Annotated in this window: 18 protein-coding genes; 8 read left to right on the top strand and 10 right to left on the bottom strand. The window is 62.3% G+C overall.

Annotated elements, in window-relative coordinates:
• Positions 1-12: 12 nt before the first annotated feature.
• The 7 genes from nusA (at position 13) to ABE528_RS06160 (ending at position 8,892) form a co-directional block, all read left to right on the top strand.
• Entirely contained in the window at positions 13-1,494 is a 1,482-nt protein-coding gene (gene nusA, locus ABE528_RS06190) for a transcription termination factor NusA (protein WP_152955893.1), read from the top strand.
• Positions 1,495-1,521: 27 nt separating this feature from the next.
• Positions 1,522-4,068 carry a translation initiation factor IF-2 gene (gene infB, locus ABE528_RS06185; protein WP_152955892.1) on the top strand — a complete coding sequence of 849 codons (2,547 nt, stop codon included), beginning with the start codon at positions 1,522-1,524 and terminating at the stop codon, positions 4,066-4,068.
• A 116-nt stretch (positions 4,069-4,184) separates the two neighbouring features.
• The gene (rbfA, locus tag ABE528_RS06180) at positions 4,185-4,583 is read left to right on the top strand and encodes a 30S ribosome-binding factor RbfA (protein WP_152955891.1); all 399 of its coding nucleotides are present in this window, start codon (positions 4,185-4,187) and stop codon (positions 4,581-4,583) included.
• 3 nt (positions 4,584-4,586) lie between these two features.
• Complete coding sequence (truB, locus tag ABE528_RS06175) at positions 4,587-5,504, top strand: tRNA pseudouridine(55) synthase TruB (RefSeq protein ID WP_346652457.1); 918 nt, start codon at positions 4,587-4,589, stop codon at positions 5,502-5,504.
• 149 nt (positions 5,505-5,653) lie between these two features.
• Positions 5,654-5,923 (top strand): 30S ribosomal protein S15, encoded by a 270-nt coding sequence (gene rpsO, locus ABE528_RS06170; RefSeq protein WP_016391796.1) that lies wholly within the window; start codon positions 5,654-5,656, stop codon positions 5,921-5,923.
• A 249-nt stretch (positions 5,924-6,172) separates the two neighbouring features.
• Positions 6,173-8,278 carry a polyribonucleotide nucleotidyltransferase gene (pnp, locus tag ABE528_RS06165; protein WP_346652456.1) on the top strand — a complete coding sequence of 702 codons (2,106 nt, stop codon included), beginning with the start codon at positions 6,173-6,175 and terminating at the stop codon, positions 8,276-8,278.
• Between the two features lie 263 nt (positions 8,279-8,541).
• On the top strand, positions 8,542-8,892 hold the full coding sequence (locus ABE528_RS06160) for a BON domain-containing protein (RefSeq protein WP_152955890.1): 351 nt from the start codon (positions 8,542-8,544) through the stop codon (positions 8,890-8,892).
• A gap of 77 nt (positions 8,893-8,969) precedes the next feature.
• Here ABE528_RS06160 and ABE528_RS06155 read toward each other — a convergent pair whose 3' ends face one another.
• Positions 8,970-9,272: a putative quinol monooxygenase gene (locus ABE528_RS06155; protein WP_346652455.1), complete on the bottom strand. Its 303-nt coding sequence runs from the start codon at positions 9,270-9,272 to the stop codon at positions 8,970-8,972.
• Positions 9,273-9,332: 60 nt separating this feature from the next.
• Between ABE528_RS06155 and ABE528_RS06150 the strand changes: the two genes are divergently transcribed.
• Positions 9,333-9,746: a VOC family protein gene (locus tag ABE528_RS06150; protein ID WP_054885629.1), complete on the top strand. Its 414-nt coding sequence runs from the start codon at positions 9,333-9,335 to the stop codon at positions 9,744-9,746.
• A 31-nt stretch (positions 9,747-9,777) separates the two neighbouring features.
• On the opposite strand, the gene ABE528_RS06145 is transcribed toward ABE528_RS06150, so the two are convergent.
• The 9 genes from ABE528_RS06145 to ABE528_RS06105 all read right to left on the bottom strand — a co-directional run bounded on the left by ABE528_RS06145 (position 9,778) and on the right by ABE528_RS06105 (position 23,539).
• Entirely contained in the window at positions 9,778-12,714 is a 2,937-nt protein-coding gene (locus tag ABE528_RS06145; protein WP_346652454.1) for a DUF748 domain-containing protein, read from the bottom strand.
• A 79-nt stretch (positions 12,715-12,793) separates the two neighbouring features.
• Positions 12,794-13,663 carry an oxygenase MpaB family protein gene (locus ABE528_RS06140; protein ID WP_346652453.1) on the bottom strand — a complete coding sequence of 290 codons (870 nt, stop codon included), beginning with the start codon at positions 13,661-13,663 and terminating at the stop codon, positions 12,794-12,796.
• Between the two features lie 42 nt (positions 13,664-13,705).
• Positions 13,706-15,640, bottom strand: a complete 1,935-nt coding sequence (acs, locus tag ABE528_RS06135) for an acetate--CoA ligase (RefSeq protein WP_346652452.1) — start codon at positions 15,638-15,640, stop codon at positions 13,706-13,708.
• Positions 15,641-15,755: 115 nt separating this feature from the next.
• Positions 15,756-17,420, bottom strand: coding sequence for a glucose-6-phosphate isomerase (gene pgi, locus ABE528_RS06130; protein WP_152955885.1), 1,665 nt, complete (start codon positions 17,418-17,420; stop codon positions 15,756-15,758).
• A gap of 144 nt (positions 17,421-17,564) precedes the next feature.
• Complete coding sequence (gene panC, locus ABE528_RS06125; protein ID WP_152955884.1) at positions 17,565-18,428, bottom strand: pantoate--beta-alanine ligase; 864 nt, start codon at positions 18,426-18,428, stop codon at positions 17,565-17,567.
• On the bottom strand, positions 18,425-19,225 hold the full coding sequence (gene panB / locus ABE528_RS06120; RefSeq protein ID WP_346652451.1) for a 3-methyl-2-oxobutanoate hydroxymethyltransferase: 801 nt from the start codon (positions 19,223-19,225) through the stop codon (positions 18,425-18,427). Before panB ends, panC begins: the two co-directional genes overlap by 4 nt.
• A gap of 262 nt (positions 19,226-19,487) precedes the next feature.
• A complete protein-coding gene (gene folK / locus ABE528_RS06115; RefSeq protein ID WP_346652450.1) occupies positions 19,488-19,967 on the bottom strand; it encodes a 2-amino-4-hydroxy-6-hydroxymethyldihydropteridine diphosphokinase in 480 nt (159 codons plus the stop codon).
• Positions 19,964-21,355, bottom strand: coding sequence for a polynucleotide adenylyltransferase PcnB (locus ABE528_RS06110; protein ID WP_152955882.1), 1,392 nt, complete (start codon positions 21,353-21,355; stop codon positions 19,964-19,966). Before ABE528_RS06110 ends, folK begins: the two co-directional genes overlap by 4 nt.
• A 732-nt stretch (positions 21,356-22,087) precedes the next feature.
• Positions 22,088-23,539 (bottom strand): sigma-54 dependent transcriptional regulator, encoded by a 1,452-nt coding sequence (locus ABE528_RS06105; RefSeq protein ID WP_346652449.1) that lies wholly within the window; start codon positions 23,537-23,539, stop codon positions 22,088-22,090.
• Position 23,540 lies beyond the last annotated feature (1 nt).

Below are 23,540 nucleotides of genomic sequence, written 5' to 3'. Positions count from 1 at the left end.
GCGAGGCGTACGATGAGCAAAGAAGTACTGCTGGTTGTTGAATCGGTATCCAACGAAAAAGGTGTACCGCCCGGCGTCATTTTCGAAGCGCTGGAAGTGGCCCTGGCTACTGCAACCAAAAAACGTTTTGAGGACGAAGTCGACCTGCGTGTGGAAATCAACCGCCACACCGGTAGCTACGAGACTTTCCGTCGCTGGACCGTGGTCGACGAGAACGACCTGGACGATCCGGCGATCGAAACCTGGCTGGACAAGATCAAGGACACTCACCCGGAAGCGAAAGTCGGTGATGTGATCGAAGAAAAGATCGAGTCCATCGAGTTCGGCCGTATCGCCGCGCAGACCGCCAAGCAGGTCATCGTGCAGAAGGTCCGTGAAGCCGAGCGCGCCCAGGTGGTCGACGCCTACCGCGAGCGGGTCAACGAGATCATCTCCGGCACCGTCAAGAAGGTCACCCGCGACAACGTCATCGTCGACCTGGGCAACAACGCCGAGGCCTTGCTGGCGCGCGAAGACATCATTCCACGCGAGACCTTCCGGGTCGGTGTGCGCCTGCGCGCACTGCTCAAGGAAATTCGCACCGAAAACCGTGGCCCTCAGCTGATTCTTTCGCGCACTGCGCCGCAGATGCTGATCGAGCTGTTCCGCATTGAAGTGCCGGAAATTGCTGAAGGCCTTATCGAAGTCATGGCTGCATCCCGTGATCCGGGGTCGCGTGCCAAGATCGCCGTCCGCTCCAAGGACAAGCGCATCGACCCGCAAGGTGCCTGTATCGGCATGCGCGGTTCGCGTGTCCAGGCCGTATCCGGAGAGTTGGGCGGTGAGCGTGTGGATATCGTCCTGTGGGACGATAACCCGGCGCAGTTCGTCATCAACGCCATGTCGCCGGCTGAAGTCGCGGCGATCATCGTTGACGAGGATGCCCATGCCATGGACATCGCCGTCGCCGAGGACAACCTGGCCCAGGCCATTGGCCGTGGCGGTCAGAACGTTCGTTTGGCCAGTCAGCTGACCGGCTGGACCCTGAACGTGATGACCGAGAAGGACATCCAGGCCAAGCAACAGGCCGAAACCGGCGACATCCTGCGCAATTTCATCGATGAACTGGAAGTCGACGAGGAGCTGGCCCAAGTGCTGGTCGACGAAGGCTTCACTAGCCTCGAAGAAATTGCCTACGTACCGTTGGAAGAAATGCTCAACATCGATGGCTTTGACGAAGATATCGTCAATGAGCTCCGCGCTCGAGCCAAGGACCGTTTGTTGACCAAGGCCATCGCTACCGAAGAAAAACTGGCAGACGCCCACCCGGCCGAAGACCTGCTCTCCCTTGAGGGCATGGACAAGGACCTGGCGGCTGAACTGGCGGTGCGCGGCGTGGTTAACCGCGAAGACCTGGCCGAGCAGTCGATTGACGACCTGCTCGACATCGACGGCATCGACGAAGAGCGTGCCGGCAAGTTGATCATGGCCGCCCGAGCCCATTGGTTCGAGTAATTAGGCGCGGCCTGAGGAGAGAAGTGCATGACGCAAGTCACGGTGAAAGAACTGGCCCAAGAGGTCGAGGCACCGGTAGAGCGCCTGCTGCAGCAGATGCGTGAGGCAGGTCTGCCGCACACCGACGCCGGTCAGGTAGTGACCGACAATGAGAAGCAGACTCTGCTGACCCATTTGAAGAGCAGCCACAAGAGCAAGGTGGAAGAGCCGCGCAAGATTACCTTGCAGCGCAAGACCACCAGCACCCTGCGTGTCGCCGGTAGCAAGAGCATCAGCGTAGAAGTACGCAAGAAGAAAGTTTTCGTGCAGCGCAGCCCGGAAGAAGTCCAGGCTGAGCAGAAGCGTGAGCTGGATGAGCGCCGCGCGGCTGAAAATGCCGCTCGCGACAAGGTTGACGCCGAAGTTCGCCAGCGCAACGAAGATCAGGCTCGCCGTCTGGCAGCCGATAGCGCTGCTGCAGCGCCAGCCCCTGCGCCTGCCGCCAAGGCCGAGCCAGCGCCTGCTGCCGCTCCAGCTCCGGTAGTCGCCGACGTGCCTGCGTCCGAAGACGCCGCAGCCCGTGCTGCCGAGCGCAAGAAGGACGAAGCCCGTCGCAACGAAGGCCGCACCCGTGACGAAGACCGTCGTGGTGGCGAGCGTCGTGGCGAAGCGCCGCGCGTGTCGATCAAGGTCAAGGTCAAGGAGAAGGAAAAGGCTCCGACTCCTCGCGCCGCACCGCGCACCACCGACGAAGAGAGCGATGGCGCTCGTCGTGGCCGTGGTGGCAAGAGCAAGCTGAAGAAGCGTAACCAGCACGGCTTCCAGAACCCGACCGGCCCCGTCATTCGTGACGTGACCATCGGCGAAACCATCACGGTTTCCGAACTGGCCAACCAGATGTCCGTCAAGGGCGCCGAAGTGGTCAAGTTCATGTTCAAGATGGGCACCCCGGTTACCATCAACCAGGTGCTCGACCAGGAAACCGCTCAGCTGATCGCAGAAGAGCTGGGCCACAAGGTCACTCTGGTCAGCGATACCGCCCTGGAAGACTCCCTGGCCGAATCGCTGAAGTTCGAAGGCCAGACCGAGTCGCGTGCGCCGGTGGTTACTGTCATGGGTCACGTTGACCATGGCAAGACCTCGCTGCTCGACTACATCCGTCGTGCCAAGGTTGCTGCTGGCGAAGCCGGTGGTATTACCCAGCACATCGGTGCCTACCACGTGGAAACCGACCGCGGCATGGTCACCTTCCTCGATACCCCGGGCCACGCAGCGTTCACTCAGATGCGTGCTCGTGGTGCCAAGGCTACCGACATCGTCATCCTGGTGGTGGCGGCGGACGACGGCGTGATGCCGCAGACCCGCGAAGCCGTTCAGCATGCCAAGGCAGCTGGCGTTCCGCTGGTGGTAGCGGTGAACAAGATCGACAAACCGGGCGCCGATCTCGATCGCATCCGCAACGAACTGTCGGTCGAAGGCGTGACCTCCGAGGACTGGGGTGGTGACACGCCGTTCGTCAAGGTTTCGGCGAAGATGGGTACGGGTGTAGACGAACTGCTCGAAGCCGTTCTGCTGCAGGCCGAGATCCTCGAGCTCAAGGCTACTCCGACCGCTCCAGGTCGTGGCGTGGTCGTTGAATCGCGCCTGGACAAGGGCCGTGGCCCGGTGGCGACCATCCTGGTTCAGGACGGTACCCTGCGTCAGGGCGACATGGTCCTGTGCGGCTCCAACTATGGCCGCGTGCGCGCCATGCTCGACGAGAACGGCAAGCCTGTGAAGGAAGCCGGCCCGTCGATCCCGGTCGAGATCCTCGGCCTGGACGGTACCCCGGAAGCCGGTGACGAGCTGTCCGTGGTTGCCGACGAGAAGAAGGCCCGCGAAGTTGCCCTGTTCCGTCAAGGCAAGTACCGCGAGGTCAAGCTGGCCCGTGCTCACGCCGGCAAGCTGGAAAACATCTTCGAGACCATGGGTCAGGAAGAGAAGAAGACCCTCAACATCGTCCTCAAGACCGACGTGCGCGGTTCCCTGGAAGCACTGCAGGGCTCGCTTGCTGGTCTGGGCAACGACGAAGTTCAGGTGCGTGTGATCGGTGGCGGCGTCGGTGGTATCACCGAAAGCGACGCCAACCTGGCGCTGGCTTCGAATGCAGTACTGTTCGGCTTCAACGTGCGTGCCGATGCCGGCGCGCGCAAGATCGTCGAGCAGGAAGGTCTGGATATGCGTTACTACAACGTGATCTACGACATCATCGAAGACGTCAAGAAGGCCCTGACCGGCATGCTCGGCAGCGATGTTCGCGAGAACATCCTGGGTGTTGCAGAAGTCCGTGACGTGTTCCGTTCGCCGAAGTTCGGCGCCATCGCTGGCTGTATGGTCATCGAAGGTACCGTGTACCGCAACCGTCCGATCCGCGTACTGCGCGAAGACGTTGTGATCTTCGAAGGCGAGCTGGAATCGCTGCGTCGCTTCAAGGACGACGCTTCCGAAGTACGTTCGGGCATGGAGTGCGGTATTGGCGTCAAGAGCTACAACGACGTCAAGGTCGGCGACAAGATCGAAGTCTTCGAGAAAGTCCAGGTTGCTCGTACCCTTTAAGGGTGAGCAGGGCGCCAGCCCCCGCCGCAGGGCGGTGGGCAGCGCCTCAGTAGGTAGCGCCCGGTCAGGCTTCAGCCTCACCGGGCGTTTGCCGCTTTAAGTTACAGGTAGCAAGAATGGCCAAAGAATACAGCCGTACCCAACGTATCGGTGATCAGATGCAGCGTGAGCTGGCCGAGCTGATCCGCCGTGAAGTCAAAGACCCACGCGTCGGTCTGGTGACCATCACCGCCGTGGATGTGAGCCGCGACCTGGGCCATGCCAAGGTCTTCATCACCGTCATGGGCGAAGAAGCGCCAGACGCCGTGCAGCAGTCGCTCAAGGCCCTGAACAGCGCCGCAAGCTTCCTGCGCCTGCACCTGGGCCGCTCGATGCAGCTGCGCAGCGTGCCGCAGTTGCACTTCCACTTCGATGAAAGTGTCAGCCGCGGTGTCCACCTGTCGGCGCTGATCGAGCGTGCAGTGGCCGAAGACCGCCTGCACAAGGATGCCGACGAGCTGGACGCCAAGGAGTAAACGGTGGCCCAGGTCAAACGTATCCGCCGCAATGTCAGCGGCATCATCCTGCTCGACAAGCCGCTGGGTTTCACCTCCAACGCTGCGCTGCAGAAGGTCCGCTGGCTGCTCAATGCCGAGAAGGCCGGCCACACCGGCAGCCTCGACCCGCTGGCCACCGGCGTGCTGCCGTTGTGCTTCGGTGAGGCGACCAAGTTTTCGCAGTACCTGCTCGATTCCGACAAGGGCTACGAAACGGTCATGCAGATGGGGCAGACTACCAGCACCGCGGACGCTGAAGGCGAAGTCCTGCAGACCCGCGAGGTGACCGTTGGTCGCGCCGATATCGAAGCCGTGATCCCGCGTTTTCGCGGTGAAATCCTTCAAGTACCGCCGATGTACTCGGCGCTCAAGCGCGACGGCCAGCCGCTGTACAAACTGGCGCGTGCAGGAGAGGTAGTGGAGCGCGAGGCGCGTTCTGTTACTATTGGCCGCTTGGAGTTGCTCGAGTGCGAAGGCACCCGTGCGCGGTTGTCGGTTGGCTGCAGCAAAGGCACCTATATCCGCACCCTGGTGGAGGATATCGGCGAGGCCCTGGGCTGCGGCGCTTATGTCGCCGAACTGCGCCGGACCCAGGCCGGGCCTTTCGCCCTGGCCCAGACGGTAACCCTCGAGGAACTCGAGCAGGCCCATGCCGAAGGTGGCAACGAAGCGCTCGATGGCTTCCTGATGCCGTCCGACAGCGGGCTGCTGGACTGGCCACTTGTGTGCCTGTCCGAGCACAGCGCTTTCTACTGGCTGCATGGCCAGGCAGTGCGTGCGCCGGATGCACCGCAGTTCGGCATGGTCCGCGTACAGGATCACAATGGTCGCTTCATCGGTATCGGTGAAGTGAGCGAAGACGGGCGCATTGCGCCGCGTCGACTGATTCGGTCGGAATGACCGAAACCACAGGCCGAGGCTTTGGCTGAAACCGGTGGACCGAGGGTGGCTGTCAGTAGGCACGGTCACAGCTCATTTTATTAATACAGGGTTTTGTCCCTGGCCTATTGGAACCCGCTTGCGGGATCCGTTTAATTTGGAGAAGCCTCATGGCCCTCAGCGTTGAAGAAAAAGCTCAGATCGTTGCCGATTACCAGCAAGCCGCCGGCGATACCGGTAGCCCGGAAGTGCAGGTTGCTCTGCTGACCGCCAACATCAACAAGCTGCAAGGCCACTTCAAGGCCAACGACAAAGACCACCACTCCCGTCGTGGTCTGATCCGTATGGTTAACCAGCGTCGTAAGCTGCTGGACTACCTGAAGGGTAAAGACACCACTCGTTACAGCGCCCTGATCGGTCGCCTGGGCCTGCGTCGCTAATAGCGGCCTGGTCAGTGGTGTGCATGGCGTGTCGCAAGCTTCGGCTATGCTGTTTTGCAGCTTCGCCGTCGGGCACGCCACGCGTATCTCCGAGGTTGGCAGCCTGGTTTTGCTGAGCGGTTTACCGCGCAGCAGCCAGGCTCCCAACCTCGTGTTGTATCTGGACGGTCAATGGGGCCGATTCCCCGTTCTGCCCAAGAATTCGCAAGAAACCAGTTCCCCCAGAGCCACTGAAAAAGGTAGGAAACCGTGAACCCGGTAATCAAGAAATTCCAGTTCGGTCAATCGACCGTTACTCTCGAAACGGGCCGTATCGCCCGTCAGGCAACCGGCGCCGTGCTGGTTACCGTCGACAACGATGTCACCGTGCTGGTGACCGTGGTCGGTGCCAAACAGGCCGATCCAGGCAAGGGTTTCTTCCCGCTGTCGGTCCACTACCAGGAAAAGACCTACGCCGCCGGCAAGATCCCGGGTGGCTTCTTCAAGCGTGAAGGCCGTCCTTCCGAGAAAGAGACGCTGACCTCGCGCCTGATCGACCGTCCGATCCGCCCGCTGTTCCCAGAAGGTTTCATGAACGAAGTGCAGGTTGTCTGCACCGTGGTTTCCACCAGCAAGAAGACCGATCCGGACATCGCTGCGATGATCGGTACCTCGGCTGCCCTCGCGATCTCCGGCATTCCGTTTGAAGGCCCGATCGGCGCTGCCCGCGTTGCCTTCCACGAAAGCACCGGCTACCTGCTGAACCCGACCTACGAGCAACTGGCTGCCTCGAGCCTGGACATGGTCGTTGCCGGTACTTCCGACGCTGTGCTGATGGTTGAATCGGAAGCTCAAGAGCTGACCGAAGACCAGATGCTGGGCGCCGTCCTGTTCGCCCACGACGAGTTCCAGGTTGTTATCCAGGCTGTCAAAGAGCTGGCCGCTGAAGCTGCCAAGCCGACCTGGGACTGGAAACCGGCCGTTGCCAACACTGAACTGTTCAACGCCATCCGCGCCGAATTCGGCGAAGCCGTTTCCCAGGCTTATACCATCACCGTCAAGGCCGACCGCTATGCGCGCCTGGGCGAGCTGCGCGACCAGGCGGTTGCCAAGTTCTCCGGTGAAGAAGGCCAACCTTCGGCTGGTGAAGTCAAAGACATCTTCGGCGAAATCGAATACCGCACCGTTCGCGAAAACATCGTCAACGGCAAGCCACGTATCGACGGCCGCGACACCAAAACTGTTCGCCCGCTGAACATCGAAGTCGGTGTGCTGCCGAAGACTCACGGTTCGGCACTGTTCACCCGTGGTGAAACCCAGGCCCTGGTCGTAGCGACCCTCGGTACTGCACGTGACGCCCAGCTGCTGGACACCCTCGAAGGCGAGAAGAAAGACCCGTTCATGCTGCACTACAACTTCCCACCGTTCTCGGTAGGCGAGTGTGGTCGCATGGGTGGTGCCGGCCGCCGCGAAATCGGCCACGGCCGTCTGGCCCGTCGTTCGGTTCAGGCCATGCTGCCTGCCGCTGACGTGTTCCCGTACACCATCCGCGTGGTTTCGGAAATCACCGAATCCAACGGTTCCAGCTCCATGGCTTCGGTCTGCGGTGCCTCCCTGGCACTGATGGACGCTGGCGTACCGATGAAGGCTCCAGTTGCCGGTATCGCCATGGGCCTGGTCAAGGAAGGCGAGAAGTTCGCAGTCCTGACCGACATCCTCGGTGACGAAGACCACCTCGGCGACATGGACTTCAAGGTTGCAGGTACCGCCAAAGGTGTTACCGCACTGCAGATGGACATCAAGATCAACGGCATCACCGAAGAGATCATGGAAATCGCCCTGGGCCAAGCCCTGGAAGCGCGCCTGAACATCCTCGGCCAGATGAACCAGATCATTGGCGAGTCGCGTACCGAGCTGTCGGCCAACGCCCCGACCATGATCGCGATGAAGATCGACACCGACAAGATCCGTGATGTCATCGGCAAAGGCGGCGCTACCATTCGCGCCATCTGCGAAGAGACCAAAGCGTCGATCGACATCGAAGACGACGGCTCGATCAAGATCTTCGGCGAGACCAAGGAAGCGGCAGACGCTGCCAAGCAGCGCATCCTGGGTATCACCGCCGAGGCCGAGATCGGCAAGATCTACGTCGGCAAGGTCGAGCGCATCGTCGATTTCGGCGCCTTCGTCAACATCCTGCCTGGCAAGGACGGCCTGGTGCACATCTCGATGCTGAGCGACGCTCGCGTAGAGAAAGTGACCGACGTGCTGAAAGAAGGTCAGGAAGTCGAAGTGCTGGTACTGGACGTGGACAACCGCGGCCGTATCAAGCTGTCGATCAAAGACGTTGCCGCTGCCAAGGCTTCGGGCGTCTAAGCGACTGACACGCACCAGAAGAAGGGCCCCGTCGGGGCCCTTTTTTTATGGCTTTCGGGAACCTTTTGCGGACTTGCATCTTGCATGCAGGTTTTTCGCCCTGATTGCAAAATGCACGACATCCGTTAGCGTCAATTTTCCCTAACTTATTGATTTATAAGGGAACAAGCGAAGCGGAAAAGCTGGCACAGCACATGCAGCTACACTCTTACCTGCCGCCAGGACATACGGCGCAGACCTTTCGACAAACAGGAGTGACCCAAATGAAGAAGTTCGCCATTGCTGCCGCTACTGCTACCGCGCTGACCCTGACCATGGCCAACGGTGCCTTTGCTGCCGAGGCCACTCAGGCTCCGCTGATGATGGCTGCCAATACCGTGGACAACGCCAAACAGGAAGGCTCTGATACCTGGATCACCACCAAGGTCAAAGCTGACCTGATGACCGAGAAAGGCGTACCGGGTAGCGATATCAAAGTGGAAACCAGCCACGGTGTCGTTTCGCTGTCTTCTGACGTGAAGGTGACTGAATCGCAAAAGGCTGAAGCTGTCCGCATCACCAAGAACATCAAAGGCGTAAAAAGCGTGATGGCTGATGGCTTGAAAGCCGAATAAGGAATGTCCCGTCGGCCAGAGGGATTTGGCCACCTGCAGCGAAGCCCCGGCAATTGCCGGGGCTTTTTCATTGGGCCTCAGTACACCGGGTTACGGGCGATCACATCGCTTTCAAAGCACGCCTGCTCGACGATCAGTGGCTCGACCAACGGGCGGCTGTCGCGGAAATGGGCTGTCTGGGTGTGCGCTTCGTACGCATCGTCGTCGCGATAGATCTCGTACAGGTAGATCACGTCTGGGTCGATGCGGTCCTGGGAGACATCGAACACCAGGCAGCCTGGCTCGGTGGCGACGGAGGCAGCGGCATTGACCTTGATGGCGGTGAGAAAGTCTTCTGCGCAGCCGGGTTTGACGCGGGTCTTGATGAACAGGCTATACACAAGGCGCTCCTTTTGTTTTAAATTCAATTATGAATTGTATACAAAAATGGAGTCTCGCCAATGTCCGAATTACCTGCCCGTCCCGGTCGCCTGAATGGCCTGCGCCATATTGCCTTGCTGGTGCCCAACCTGGAGGAGTGCGAGCGTTTCTATGTCGATGTGATGGGCATGGAGGTGCTGAACCGGGCCAACGAAGACCTGGTATACCTGACCTGCGGTAACGACAACCTGTCGCTGGGGCGTGGGGCAGGGGCGGCCAATGGGCTGCAGACCCTGGACCATTACGGTTTCATCGTCGATAGCGTCGAGGAGTTGGAGGCCTGGTATCAGTACTTCAAGGCGCGTGGGGTTACCTTGCTCGACAAGCCGTTCAACCATGGTGATGGAGCGCGCAGCTTCCACTTGCTGGACCCGGCGGGCAACAAGGTGCAGCCGCTGTATCACCCGTCGGTGTCGGGCCAGCGTCTGGTGTAAGCCTGCCCCGGCCCTTGGCGGCTGACGCCGCTCATTCAGCATCCAGATGCATCGGCGTGACCACCCGCCCATCGCTCTCAGCCTGCCCCAGGTTGGTATCGATGAAGTACACCCGGTCATCCTCGAGCTTGCCCTTGTCGACCAGGTAGTCCTTGATGCTGCTGGCCCGCTCCTGGCCAAGGGTGCGCAGCAATGCCGTGCTTTCAGCCCACGACTTGATCACCGCCTCGCGCAGCTTGGCGGTGCGCTCGTCCCGGCTCAGTTGTTCCCATTCAGCCGGTGGCTGCTGCTTCAGGCGGGTGCGGTAGATACCTTCGAGCATCGCCGGCTTGTCGCTGTCATCGACCTGTAGCATCGAGGCATTGGCCGGTACCTTGTCACCACGACGCTGCAGGATCTTGTACCAGTTCGCCTGGTATTCGCGCTCCAGGCGTTGCTGGGCAATCAATGGGCCGTCGCTGCTCTGCGCGCTGGTCCCCTCGATCTCCAGGCGCAGCTCCGGGCGTTCCTTGAGGGCGGAAGCGAGCTTGTCCAGCGTCGACTGCGCATCGCCACTGAGTTCACTGGAGCCAGGGGCAAACGCCACCGTACCGAGGTCTTCCGAGCCGCCACCAGAAATCAGCCCACCGATAAACTTGAACGGCGCCTGGGCCGCACGCAGCACCAGGTTGCGCAGGGTCTGCCAAACGATCGGCATGACGCTGAACTGCGGGTTGTTCAGGTCACCTGAAACCGGCAGTTCGATGGAGATCCGCCCTTCGGTGTCCTTGAGCAGGGCAATCGCCAGGCGGATCGGCAGGTCCACCGCATCCGGGCTGTCGACCTTTTCACCCAGTTGCAGCTGCTCGACCACCACCTTGTTCTCGGCCTTGAGCTGGCCGTTGGTGATCAGGTAATGCAGGTCGAGGTTCAAGCGCCCCTTGCGGATGCGAAAGCCAGCGAACTTGCCGGAGTAGGGCGTCAAGGTGGTCAGTTCGACGCGCTTGAAGCTGGTGGCGATATCCAGGCTGGCCAGCGGGTTGAACGGGTTGAGTGCGCCCTTGATGGTGACCGGGGCATAACGGTCGACCTTGCCTTTGACATCGACCTTGGCCGGTGCCGGCTTGCGGTTGTCGATGGTGCCGATCTGGCCATTGAGCTGCTGGATGGCGGTGGCGAAGTTCGGGGTCAGGGTCAGGTCGGCGAAGTTGGCCGAGCCATCGTTGATGTCGATCTGGCCGATGTGGATGCCCAAGGGCTTGCTGCCCGAGGCACTGCCTGGCTTGGCCGGGCTGCGGGCCGGCGCGCCGGCCGGCTGCGGGATGAGCAGGTCGTCGACGCTGGTGGTGCGGTCTTCGTTGATGATGAAGCGCGCATAGGGCTGCAGCAGGGTCACCTTGTCGATCGACAAGGCATCACCGTGTACATACGACAGGCCGTCGACGTTGACTTGCTGCCATTTGACGAAGTCTCGGCCCTTGATGGTGTCCAGGGTGTGCAGCTGGTTGACCTGAGCCTTGCCGGCAACGCTGAAGGCCAGTGGTTCGGTGCTCTTGAGGTCGACCTTGAGGTCGCTGGCGAGCATGCCACTGCGCAGTTCGAGGCGAATGAACGGGCTGATGTAGGCCTGGGCGACGCGCAGGTCGATGTCACGGGTGCTGACATCGAGCTTGGCCGTGACCGGCGCCAGGTTCACTTCACCTGCCGCCTGCAGCTTGCCTTGTTTACCAATGCCGGTGTCGAGCTTGAGGGTGAAAGGCGACTGGTTGAGGCTGTCGAAACCCTGCATGTCGAGGTTCAGCGGGCCAACGTCCAGCGCCACCGGCTCCTTCTGGCTACGGTCGGCGAGGTGCACCTGATAGTTGCGCAGCTGCACGTCCTTGAGCAGTACCTGCCAGGGCTTGCTTGGCGCTTTAGCGGCTTTTTCTTCTGCGGTCGGTTCGGCAGCCGCCGGCTCGGCCTTTTCTTTCGGTGAGGGCTTGGCCGGCTGGCTGGCGAACAGCGTCTGCCAGTCGAGCTGGCCATCCTTTTCCAGGGCCGCCCAGGTTTCCAGTTTTTCGCTGCGGACCTTGCCGACGGTGACCAGTTGCTTGGCCAGGTCGATGGACGTCTCGCTCACCTCCAGGTTGGCCAGGCGCACCAGCGGCCGGCCATCCGGTGCTTTGATGGCGAAAGGCGCAACCTTGAGCGAGGTGTTGTCGAGCAACAGCTCGGTTTCCTTGGACAGGTTGAGCTTGTAGTGGGTGTCGAGGTTGACCACGCCGTCTTCGAGCACAAGGGGCAAGGCATCGCGCACATAGGGCCAGAACAGCTTCATCTTGCCGTCGGTGACTTTCAGCGTGCCTTGCGAGGCGATCGGCGCCAGGCTGAGGGTGCCGTTCCAGTCCACCCGCCCGCCGTTGGGGCCAAGCGCCACCAAGGTCATGTCGGCGTTGTCGTCCGGCAGGGTGCTGAGGTTCTTCAGCTCCAGGTTCATGTCGTCGTAGATGAATTCGATCGGCTCGCTGGGGCGCTCATCCTCGAAGTGCAGGTAGCCGCCACTGAGCTTGATGCTGTCGATACGCAGCGGGAACGGGTCGCTTGGGGGGGCTTCGGGTTGGGGTTCGCTGGCAGGTAACTTGAACAGTTGGGTCAGGTTGAGGGTACCGTCCTTGGCGAACAGCACCTCGTTGCGCGGCTTGTCGAGCTCGATCGCCTGCAGGTGCAGGGCACGTTTCCACAGGCTGTCGAGTGCCAGGTTGGCGTACAGCCGTTCGAAGCCGACCTGCTCCTTGCCGGGTTCGCCGAGTTGCAGGCCCCACACTGTCAGCTCAAGGCTGAAGGGGTTGAGTTCGATGCGTTGCAGGTGCGCCGGCACGGTGGCGTATTGCGCCAGCTGCTGGTTGGCGATACGCAAGGCGACACCAGGGAGAATGAGGAAGCCGAGCAGGCTGTAGAGGGCCACGAGAGCCAACAGGGCGCCGAGGGCGCGAGTCAATCCTTTGTACATGTGTCGCTTCGTCTGTCTAAGCAGGAGTGCTTGGAGTATGGCACGTTAAATCGGTTCCGCTGGGGCGACCATTTTCCCGTCACTCGATACCCATGCGTCGCCTGGCCCGGTGCGCCGAGCCGTCGCGCATGGCCCAGCGCAGGATCGGTGCTGTGTGCTGCAGGCCAAGGCGGATCATGCGCCGTTGCAGCGGCCCCTGCTGCAGGCCGAGCATGGCCTGGGCCCAGTCCGGCAGCAGGTCGATGCCTGCCTGCAGCATCAGCTTGCCGACTGGCTCGGCAAGGCGGCTCGGGGCCGGGGCCTCGAGCAGGATCCCGACCACTTCCAGGCTACGTGCGCTGCATTGCAGTTGTGGGCGCATCTGCTGCAGATAGTCCTCGACCTGCTGGCAGGAGCGTGGCACCCCACGGGCACCCAGGCGTTCGGCAATCAGGGCGATCTCGGCGTAATAGGCGTCCTGCTCGGCACGTGACAGGCGGGGATCGCGGTAGCGCAGGTGGGCAGCGAGGAAGCTGCTCACTTCGGCCACGTGCACCCAGGTCAGCAGGTCCGGGTCGCTGGCGGCATATGGACGGCCATCCGGCGCGGTACCGGTTACCTGCAAGTGGATGGTGCGCACCTTGTCGATCAGCCATTCGGCATCGCGGGTGGAGCCGAACGTGGTGCCGGAGATGAACTGGCTGGTGCGCCGCAGGCGACCGAGCAGGTCTTCGCGGAAATTGGAGTGGTCCCACACCCCGGCCAGGGCCAGCGGGTGCAGCAGTTGCAGCATCAGGGCGCTGATGCCGCCGACCAGCATGCTCGGGAAATCACCATGCACCCTCCAGCTGATGCTGTGTGGGCCGAACAGGCCGGGGTCGCCCTTGGGGGATTCGAGGTCGAGCTGACCGAGGGCCAGCCCGGTTAGGCTCATGACCTGGGTTTCGATGCGTCGGCGTAGGGCTTCCATGGCGTCCTGTGCGTCAGGACGGCCATGGCAAGTGGCCGCCCGTTATTGATTGAGGCGTGTGTCGATCAGGCCCTGTACCACGCTTGGGTCGGCCAGGGTCGAAGTGTCGCCGAGGTTGTCCAGTTCGTTGCAGGCAATCTTGCGCAGTATACGCCGCATGATCTTGCCCGAGCGGGTCTTGGGCAAGGCCGGGGCCCACTGAATCAGCTCCGGCTTGGCGAAACTGCCGATCTCCTTGCTGACCAGCGCCAGCAACTCGGCCTTTAGCGTGTCGTCCGGGTCGATGCCGTTCATGGGGGTAACGAAGGCATATACGCCCTGGCCCTTGAGGTCATGCGGGTAGCCGACCACGGCAGCCTCGGCGACGCTGTCGTGCAGCACCAGCGCGCTTTCCACCTCGGCGGTGCCGATGCGGTGGCCGGAGACGTTGATCACATCATCGATGCGGCCGGTGATCCAGTAGTCGCCGTCGGCATCGCGGCGGGCGCCGTCACCGGTGAAGTAGTAGCCGGGCATGGGTTTGAAGTAGGTGTCGACCATGCGCTGGTGGTCGCCGTAGACGCTGCGGATCTGCCCGGGCCAGCTGGCCTTGATTACCAGCAGGCCGGCGCCGGGGCCTTCGATCAGCTGGCCTTTTTCATCCAGCAGCGCGGGTTGCACGCCGAACATCGGCTGGGTGGCACAGCCGGGCTTGAGCCTTTGGGCCCCCGGCAGTGGGGTGAGCATGATGCCGCCGGTTTCGGTCTGCCACCAGGTGTCGACAATGGGGCAACGTTGCTGCCCGACGGCTTCGAAGTACCACTCCCAGGCTTCCGGGTTGATCGGCTCGCCCACGCTGCCGAGCAGGCGCAGGCTTTTGCGCGAGGTACTCTGCAGTGGTGCCGAACCCTCACGCATCAACGCACGCAGGGCGGTGGGCGCGGTGTAGAAGATGTTCACCTGGTGTTTGTCCACCACTTGCCAGAAGCGCGAGGTGTCCGGGTAGTTGGGTACGCCTTCGAACATCAGCGAAATCGCACCGTTGGCCAGTGGCCCGTAGACGATGTAACTGTGGCCCGTGACCCAGCCGACGTCGGCCGTGCACCAGAACACCTCGCCATCGCGGTAGTCGAACACCACCTTGAAGGTCATCGTCGCCTGCAGCAGGTAGCCAGCGGTGGTATGCAGTACGCCCTTGGGTTTGCCGGTACTGCCGGAGGTATACAGGATGAACAGTGGGTCTTCAGCGTCCATCGGTTCGGACGGGCAGTCGTCGCCGGCCTTTTCGGTGACTTCGTGATACCAGTGGTCGCGGCCCTCGCTCCAGGCGACATCGCCGCCGGTTCGACGCACCACGAACACGCGGCTTACCGCCGGGCAGCTGGCCAGGGCCTTGTCGACGTTCTGCTTGAGCGGGATGCGCTTGCCGCCACGCACGCTCTCATCGGCGGTGATCACGGTGCGGCAGTCGGCATCGAGAATGCGATCACGCAGGGCATCCGGGGAGAAACCGCCGAACACCACCGAATGGATGGCACCAATGCGTGTGCAGGCGAGCATGGCATAGGCGGCTTCGGGAATCATCGGCATGTAGATGCACACCCGGTCGCCTTTGTGCACACCGCGTGCCTTCAGGGCATTGGCCAGGCGGCAGACCTGGCGGTGCAGCTCGCGGTAGCTGATGGCCTTGGAGTCCTTGGGGTCGTCACCTTCCCACAGCAGGGCAGTCTGCTCGCCACGCTGGGCCAGGTGACGATCGATGCAGTTGTAGCTGACGTTGAGTTGGGCGCCGTCGAACCAGCGAGCCTTGCCGGTGTTCAGGTCGCATTGCTGCACGCTTGACCAGGGTTTGACCCAGTCCAGGCGTTTGGCCTGTTCGGCCCAGAAGGTGTCGGGGTCATCGACCGACTGGCGGTAGAGGCGGCGATAGTCGTCGGCGCAGAGGCTGGCGGACTGGCTGACGGCCAGGGCCTGGGGATACTGCTTGATATCGAACATGGCGGGTGGTCCTGCTCTTGTGAGGGGCGAGGGACAGCAGCGGCTATTCGATGGACAGTGTAGCTGGAGGGCGCGTTCAACCTGTGCCGACCCCAAGGTCGGCACAGGTTTGCGGTCAACCGCGGTGACGGCCGCGGAAATAGTTGATCAGGCCTTGGGTGGAGCCATCTTCGGCGCTGTCTTCGAGGCTTCCCACAAGACGCTGGTAGACACCTTTGCCCAGCTCCTTGCCCAGCTCCACGCCCCACTGGTCGAAGGCGTTGATGCCCCAGATCACGCTCTGCACGAACACCTTGTGCTCGTACATCGCCACCAGTGCGCCCAGGCGGCGCGGGCTGATGCGTTCGACCACCAGGGTGTTGCTCGGGCGGTTGCCCGGGATCACCTTGTGCGGCGCGAGCTTTTCGATGTCCGCTTCGTTCAGGCCTTTCTGGCGCAGTTCGGTCTCGGCTTCTTCACGGGTCTTGCCGAGCATCAGCGCCTGGCTCTGCGACAGGCAGTTGGCGTACAGCCACTGATGGTGGTCGGCCACCGGGTTGAAGCTGACCACGGGCACGATGAAGTCAGCCGGAATCAGCTGGGTGCCTTGGTGCAGCAACTGGTGGTAGGCATGCTGGCCGTTGCAGCCGACGCCGCCCCAGATCACCGGGCCGGTATCGGTCTTCACCGGGGTGCCATCCTGCAGCACGCTCTTGCCGTTGGACTCCATGTCCAGCTGCTGCAAGTGCTTGGTGATGTTACGCAGGTAATGGTCGTATGGCAGGATCGCGTGGCTGTTGGCGCCCCAGAAGTTGCCATACCAGACGCCCAGCAGGGCCAGCAGCACCGGCATGTTCTTGTCGAACGGCGCGGTCTGGAAGTGCTGGTCCATGGTGTAGGCACCCGACAGCAGCTCCTTGAAGTTGGCGGTGCCGATGGCCAGGGCAATCGGCAGGCCGATGGCCGACCACAGCGAGTAGCGCCCGCCTACCCAGTCCCACATCGGGAAGATGTTCTCTTCACGAATGCCGAAGGCCACGGCGGCGGCCTTGTTGCTGGACACCGCGATGAAGTGGCGGTACAGCTCGGCTTCCGAGCCGCCCTGGGCCAGGTACCAGGTGCGCGCGGCCATGGCGTTCTTCAGGGTCTCGAGGGTGTTGAACGACTTCGACGAGACGATGAACAGCGTGGTTTCGGCGCGCAGGTTCGCCGACAGCTCATGGAATTCGCTGCCGTCGATATTGGCCAGGTAGTGGCAACGCACGCCGCGCTGGGCGTAAGGCAGCAACGCTTCAGAGACCAGCTCGGGGCCGAGGAACGAGCCACCGATACCGATGTTGACCACATCGGTGATCGGCTTTTCGCTGTAGCCACGCCACAGGCCATCATGAATACGGCCGACCAGCTCAGTGATCTGGTTGAGTACCTTGTGTACTTCCGGCATCACGTTGACGCCGTTGACGCTGAGCTTGTCGCCTACCGGGCGGCGCAGTGCGGTGTGCAGCACCGGGCGGCCTTCCGAGGCGTTGATGATCTCGCCGCTGAACATCGACTTGATCGCATCCTGCAGGCCGACCTGTTCGGCCAGGTCCACCAGCAGCTTGCGGCTTTCGTCGGTGATCAGGTTTTTCGAGTAGTCGAGGAACAGGCCGCAGCAGCTCAGGGAGAACTGATCGAAGCGTTTGGCATCGGCGGCGAAGGCTTCGCGCATGCTGAAGCCTTGCATGGCGTCGCGGTGTTTCTGCAGGGCCTGCCAGGCAGGCAGGGCCGTCACATCGTGGGGGGTACGGTAATACGCCATTGCGCGGAATTCCTTGATGCGTGGTGAGCCTTGGACAGGGCAGTGATTGCCGGGTTCAGACTGGCCATCATTATAGGCAAAGGCCGCGCGCAGGGAATGGGTATGAAGGGAGGATTTTGGGGCCGCCAAGCGGCCCCAGGAGGGTTAGGCGGTCTTCTCGTCCAGGTGCAGATACAGGTTGTCGATCAACCGGGTGTTACCCAGATACGCCGCCACCAGGATCACCAGGTCCCGGTCACCAAAGGTCGCCGGGCGCAGGTTCAGCGCATGGCGTACTTCCAGGTAGTCCGGGCGCAGGCCGGCAGCGCTCAGCTGCGCCTTGCCTTGCTCGATCAGTGCCGCGAAATCGACCTGGCCGCGGCCAAGCGCCTCGCCGATCTGCTGCAAGGTGCGATACACCACCGGCGCCGTGGCCCGTTGCTCAGGCGTCAGGTAACCGTTGCGCGACGACAGCGCCAGGCCATCTTCGGCGCGCACGGTTGGCTCACCGATGATCTGGATCGGCATGTTCAGGTCGCGCACCATGGCGCGGATCACCGCCAGTTGCTGGTAGTCCTTCTCACCGAACACGGCCAGGTCCGGCTGGACCATGTTGAACAGCTTGTTGACCACGGTCGCCACACCTTCGAAGTGCCCTGGGCGGCTGGCACCGCACAGGCCTTCGGACAGGTTGGGCACGCTGACGCGGGTTTGTACGCTCATGCCGTCGGGGTACATCTCTTCCACGGTGGGCGCGAACAGCAGGTTGCAACCGGCCTGCAGCAGGCGCTCCTGGTCGGCGGCGAGGGTGCGCGGGTATTTGTCGAGGTCTTCGTTGGCACCGAACTGCAGTGGGTTGACGAAGATGCTGGCGACCACGAAATCGGCACGTTGGGCGGCCTTGGTCACCAGCGCGGCGTGGCCGCTGTGCAGGTTGCCCATGGTCGGCACGAAGCCGATGCGCTTGCCTTCACCGCGTGCACGGGCGACGGCGGCACGCAGTTCGCGGACGGTCTTGACTGTGTTCATGCGCTGAATCCGTGCTCGGCGGCGGGGAAGGTAACGTCCTTGACGGCCTTGACGTAGGCGGTGAGGGCGCTCTGGATATCCGGCTGGCCTTCCATGAAGTTCTTCACGAACTTCGGTACCCGGCCGCTCAGCGACAGGCCGAGCATGTCGTGCAGGACCAGTACCTGGCCATCGGTGGCGTTACCGGCACCGATGCCGATCACCGGAATGTTCACCGCCTGGGTGATTTCTGCAGCCAGTTCGCTTGGTACGCATTCGAGCAGCAGCATCGCCGCGCCGGCTTGCTCCAGGGCAATGGCATCGGCGCGCATCTGCCGCGCTTGCGCTTCCTGGCGGCCCTGGACCTTGTAACCGCCCAGCACGTTGACGGTCTGCGGGGTCAGGCCCATGTGCGCACACACCGGTACGCCGCGTTCGGCCAGCAGGCGGATGGTTTCGGCCAGCCAGGCGGCGCCTTCGAGCTTGATCATGTGGGCGCCGGCCTGCATCAGCGTGGCGCAGTTGGCGAAGGCCTGCTCGGGGGTGGCGTGGGCCATGAACGGCAGGTCGGCGAGGATCAGCGCACCCTCATTGCCGCGTTTGACGCAGGCCGTGTGGTAGGCCATCTCGGCAGTGGTGACGGGCAGCGTACTGTCATGGCCTTGCAGGACCATGCCCAGGGAGTCGCCCACCAGCAACACGTCGACGCCGGCCTGGCTGCAGGCCTTGGCGAAGGTCGCATCGTAGCAGGTCAGCATGGTGATCTTTTCACCCTTGGCCTTGAGGCCATGCAGGGTGGTCAGGGTTACTTCAGGCATGTAGGAAAATCCTCGTTCAGGCGCTGTGAAAAACGACTGCATACAACGCGTGTAGTCATCTTCCGGAGCGGCACATCATCGCGCGTGATGTTCGGGCACAGGTCCGTCCGGGCCTAAATACGGGTATGCGGCACTTTGGTGCCACACGGGACGCCTATAGTCGTGAGCGAGGTGGGGGAAGTCAATCACCCTGTTACCGCATTGTTACTAACAGGGTGTTACTGGCGTTACCGTGTCCTGGTGAATATCTCAAACGCCCGGTTTACAGGCGTTCCAGGCCGACGAATGGGCAGGCTTCGAGGAGTTGGGCGAGCGCGCGGCCATCGGCCAGGCAGAAGTCGTCCGCCACCAGTTCGGCCAAGGGGTACAGCACGAAGGGGCGTGCATGCATGTGGTAGTGCGGCACCTGCAGGCGTGGCACGTCGATGACTTGGTTACCGAACAGCAGGATATCCAGGTCGAGGGTGCGCGGGCCCCAGCGCTCCTGGCGCACGCGGCCCTGGTCGTTCTCGATGGCCTGCAGGGCGTCGAGCAGGTCCAGTGGTGCCAGGGTGGTGTCCAGGGCTGCCACCGCGTTGGTATAGCGCGGCTGGCCGGGCAACAGCGAATCGCTGGTGTACAGCGCCGATGCGCCCGCCAGGCGGCTGTCGGTAATCTGGTCGAGCGCCTGCAGGGCGCTGCGCAGTTGTTCTGCGGGCGCGTCCAGATTGCTACCGAGGCCGATGAAGGCGCGCGTGGTCACTCGAACGCCTCGTCACCGCCGCTGCGCTTGCGCTTGCTGCCACTGCGCTTGCGTTTGCGCGGGCCGGCACCGGTGCCTTCGTCACGGCTGCCAAGCTCGCGGATCATCTCGCGGCGCTCGCTGTCATTGGCATCCTGGTAGTCGGTCCACCACTGGCCGAGCTCGTCGGTTTCCTCGCCGGCGCTTTCGCGCAGCAGCAGGAAGTCGTAACCGGCACGGAAGCGTGGGTTGTCGAGCAGCAGGTCGGCACGCTTGCCGCTGCGGCGCGGCAGGCGTTCCTGCATGTCCCAGATCTCGCGGATCGGCAGGGTGAAGCGCTTCGGAATGGCGATGCGCGCGCACTGCTCGGCGATCAGATCGTGGGCCGCGCCGTTCATGGCGGGGATCGGCGGCACGCCTTGGTTCTGCAGATGCAGCACGCGGCCTGGCAGGGCTGGCCAGAGCAGGGCGGCGAACAGGAAGGCCGGGGTGACCGGCTTGCCTTGTTTGACGCGCAGGTCGGTGTTGTTCAGCGCCTGGCTGATCAGGGTATGGGTGTAGGTCGGGCGCTCGTCCAGGGCATGGGCACTGGCTGGGAACAGCGGCTCGAACAGCTCCAGGTCGACCAGCATTTCGAAGGCGATGGCGCCCTGCCCGGAGAGGAATAGCTTGAGGCATTCCTCGAACAGGCGTGCTGGCGGGATCTCGCGCAGCAGCGGGGCCAGTTTGCGAATCGGCTGGAAGGTGTGCTTCTCGATGCCGAAGTTGAGCTTGGCCGCAAAGCGCACCGCGCGCAGCATGCGCACCGGGTCTTCCTGGTAACGGTGGGTCGGGTCGCCGATCAGGCGCAACAGGCGGTTGCGGATGTCGTGCACGCCGTTGGCGTAGTCGAGGATGCGCTCGCTGACCGGATCGTAGTACAGGGCGTTGATGGTGAAGTCGCGGCGTTGCGCGTCTTCTTCCAAGGTGCCGTACACGTTGTCACGCAGGATGCGACCACTGGCGTTGTGCGACGAACGGTGGCTATCGCCCTGGTCGTCTTCCGAGTGTGGCGCACGGAAGGTGGCGACTTCGATGATCTCACGGCCGAAATGCACGTGGACCAGCTTGAAGCGCCGACCAATGATGCGCGCGTTGCGGAACTCGGCACGGACCTGCTCGGGCGTGGCGCTGGTGGCGACGTCGAAGTCCTTGGGCGTGATGCCCAGCATCAGGTCGCGGACGCAGCCACCGACCAGATATGCCTGGTAGCCCGCACTCTGCAGGCGCTCGACGATGTTCACCGCGTGGCGGCTGAACTGGTGGCGCTGCAGCGAATGTTGGCTCTTGTTGATCACCTCAGGCGTGGTGCGCCGGTGGTGCTGGCCCGGTACGGGAGGGCGGAACGACTGGAACAGCTTCTTCAGCATGGGATGCACTGTTTGAAGGAATGTTCGGCCAAGAATAGGAGAATGGCCGCATGATGGGCGGGGATTCTAGCATTTACTCGGGGAATGGTGTAGGCGGTAGCAGGAGAGCCTGCCGAAGGGGAGAAACGACAAGGGGAGCCTAAGCTCCCCAAGAAGTCGTTGCGTGCTCTTATTGTTTTTTTACTGGGCTTCTTGTTTTTGTTGAGTGCCCTGTCCACAAATCTCAAAGCTTGTGGACGACCCCCAATCCAGGGGTAAAGAGCAAACGGATTGCTTTGGCCGCTGATGTCACGTTGATCCTTCGATCCAACCAGTTCAGGCGCTGCTTTTAAGTGCAGTTTTTGTTGTTCTCTGCCTGGTCGTGGGGCAAGCCCCAAACACGCATCCTCTCCAAAAGAATCAGTTAGCTGCGCCTCCGCCGTCTTGTTTTTATTGTGCGTGAGCCGTTTCGTCTTGTTCTTATTCTGAGTTGCTGTGCTTGTTATTGTTCTTGTACCAGAGATATAGCAGGTGCCGTGCCAACTTTTTGAAACCCAGTAAAATCAAGGGGTTGAGGCGATTCGGCGGATTTCGGCAGGTCGAAAATGCAGGTTTTTCGTTACCGTACACCTCGGGAACTGTTACGTCGGAAAGGTTGGGTAACAGATTTGTGCGGGGCCTGAGGTGTTACCTGGGGGAGGGGCTGTGGCCTTACCGCCGCGAAGCGGGCGGTAAGGCGGATGGCGCTCTGAATCAGTTGTCGCTGGTTACGTTGCTCTTGCGCCGCGGGATGCCCAGGCGCTGGCGCCGTTCCCACAGGCACTTGCGGCTGACACCGAGCTTGCGTGCCAGCTCGGTCTCGGTCATGTGGTCCTGGTGCTCGAGCACGAAGTGCTGGAAGTAGTCTTCCAGCGAAAGGTCTTCGGTCGGCTCATGGCTGGCACTGCTCGCGCTGGCGCTGGCCGCGACCAGGGCATTGTCGAGGAGGTCATCCTCTTCAAGGTCGCTCAGCTCGATGTCGATGCCCAGCATGTCGGCGGAAATCTCCGCGCTCTCGCTGAGGATCACCGCGCGCTCAACGGCGTTTTCCAGTTCGCGTACGTTACCCGGCCAGCTGTAATGACGAATGGCTTGCTCGGCTTCGGCCGAGAAGTGCAGGTCGTCACGGCCGATGCGTGCGCTCTGGCGGGCGAGGAAGGCATTGGCGATCTCGTTGACGTCACTGCCGCGTTCGCGCAGGGCCGGCAACTTCAGGGCGATCACGTGCAGGCGGTAATAAAGGTCTTCGCGGAACTGCCCGGCCTTGGCCAGGTTCTTCAGGTCGCGGTGGGTCGCGGCGATCAGGCGCACGTCGACTTTTTGCGACTGTACCGAACCGACCCGGCGAATCTCGCCTTCCTGCAGCACGCGCAGCAGGCGCGCCTGGGCTTCGAGCGGCAGCTCACCGATTTCGTCGAGGAACAGGGTGCCACCGTCGGCGGCTTCCACCAGGCCGGCACGACCGGCACTGGCGCCGGTGAAGGCACCTTTTTCGTGGCCGAACAGTTCCGATTCGATCAGGGTTTCCGGAATCGCCGCGCAGTTCACCGAAATCATCGGCGCCTTGGCGCGCCGCGACAGGTTGTGCAGGGCACGGGCGACCAGCTCTTTACCGGTGCCCGACTCACCCTGGATCAGCACGTTGGAGTCGGTGGGCGCAACCTTGCGGATCTTGCTGTACATGTCCTGCATCGGCGGGCACGAACCGATGATGCCGATCTCGCCATTGGCGGCGGCGGCAGCCTTGTCGGCTGGCGCGGCCTTGCCGTTGGCCCGCGGCTCGGCGGCCGGGGCTGGCGCGGCTGCCGGGGCGTTCTGGCGGTCGCGCAGGATGCGCGCCACGGCCTGGAGCATTTCATCGTGGTCAAAGGGTTTGGCGATGTAGTCCACCGCGCCCATCTTCATCGAGTCCACCGCCGAGCGCAGGCTGGCGTAGCTGGTCATGATCAGCACCGGGGTGCCCTGGCCGAGCTTGATCAGCTCGGTGCCCGGGGCGCCCGGCAGGCGCAGGTCGCTGACGATCAGGTCGAAGGTGGCAATGCTGAAGCGTTCCTGGGCTTCCTGCACCGAGCCGGCTTCGCTGACCTGGTACTGGTTGCGTTCGAGTAGCCGACGCAGGGCCGAGCGGATGATGGTTTCGTCTTCGACGATCAGAATATGCGGCATT

This window comes from Pseudomonas sp. TWI628 (assembly GCF_039673865.1).
Taxonomy (GTDB): Bacteria; Pseudomonadota; Gammaproteobacteria; order Pseudomonadales; family Pseudomonadaceae; genus Aquipseudomonas.
This window is presented reverse-complemented; position numbering and strand designations above follow the sequence as displayed.

Excerpts from the sequence above, each read along its gene's own strand:
- nusA (WP_152955893.1), top strand. The coding sequence starts at position 13 with ATGAGCAAAGAAGTACTGCTGGTTGTTGAATCGGTATCCAACGAAAAA.
- infB (WP_152955892.1), top strand. The coding sequence starts at position 1,522 with ATGACGCAAGTCACGGTGAAAGAACTGGCCCAAGAGGTCGAGGCACCG.
- rbfA (WP_152955891.1), top strand. The coding sequence starts at position 4,185 with ATGGCCAAAGAATACAGCCGTACCCAACGTATCGGTGATCAGATGCAG.
- rpsO (WP_016391796.1), top strand. The coding sequence starts at position 5,654 with ATGGCCCTCAGCGTTGAAGAAAAAGCTCAGATCGTTGCCGATTACCAG.
- ABE528_RS06160 (WP_152955890.1), top strand. The coding sequence starts at position 8,542 with ATGAAGAAGTTCGCCATTGCTGCCGCTACTGCTACCGCGCTGACCCTG.
- ABE528_RS06150 (WP_054885629.1), top strand. The coding sequence starts at position 9,333 with ATGTCCGAATTACCTGCCCGTCCCGGTCGCCTGAATGGCCTGCGCCAT.
- ABE528_RS06145 (WP_346652454.1), bottom strand. The coding sequence starts at position 12,714 with ATGTACAAAGGATTGACTCGCGCCCTCGGCGCCCTGTTGGCTCTCGTG.
- ABE528_RS06140 (WP_346652453.1), bottom strand. The coding sequence starts at position 13,663 with ATGGAAGCCCTACGCCGACGCATCGAAACCCAGGTCATGAGCCTAACC.
- acs (WP_346652452.1), bottom strand. The coding sequence starts at position 15,640 with ATGTTCGATATCAAGCAGTATCCCCAGGCCCTGGCCGTCAGCCAGTCC.
- pgi (WP_152955885.1), bottom strand. The coding sequence starts at position 17,420 with ATGGCGTATTACCGTACCCCCCACGATGTGACGGCCCTGCCTGCCTGG.
- panC (WP_152955884.1), bottom strand. The coding sequence starts at position 18,428 with ATGAACACAGTCAAGACCGTCCGCGAACTGCGTGCCGCCGTCGCCCGT.
- panB (WP_346652451.1), bottom strand. The coding sequence starts at position 19,225 with ATGCCTGAAGTAACCCTGACCACCCTGCATGGCCTCAAGGCCAAGGGT.
- ABE528_RS06110 (WP_152955882.1), bottom strand. The coding sequence starts at position 21,355 with ATGCTGAAGAAGCTGTTCCAGTCGTTCCGCCCTCCCGTACCGGGCCAG.
- ABE528_RS06105 (WP_346652449.1), bottom strand. The coding sequence starts at position 23,539 with ATGCCGCATATTCTGATCGTCGAAGACGAAACCATCATCCGCTCGGCC.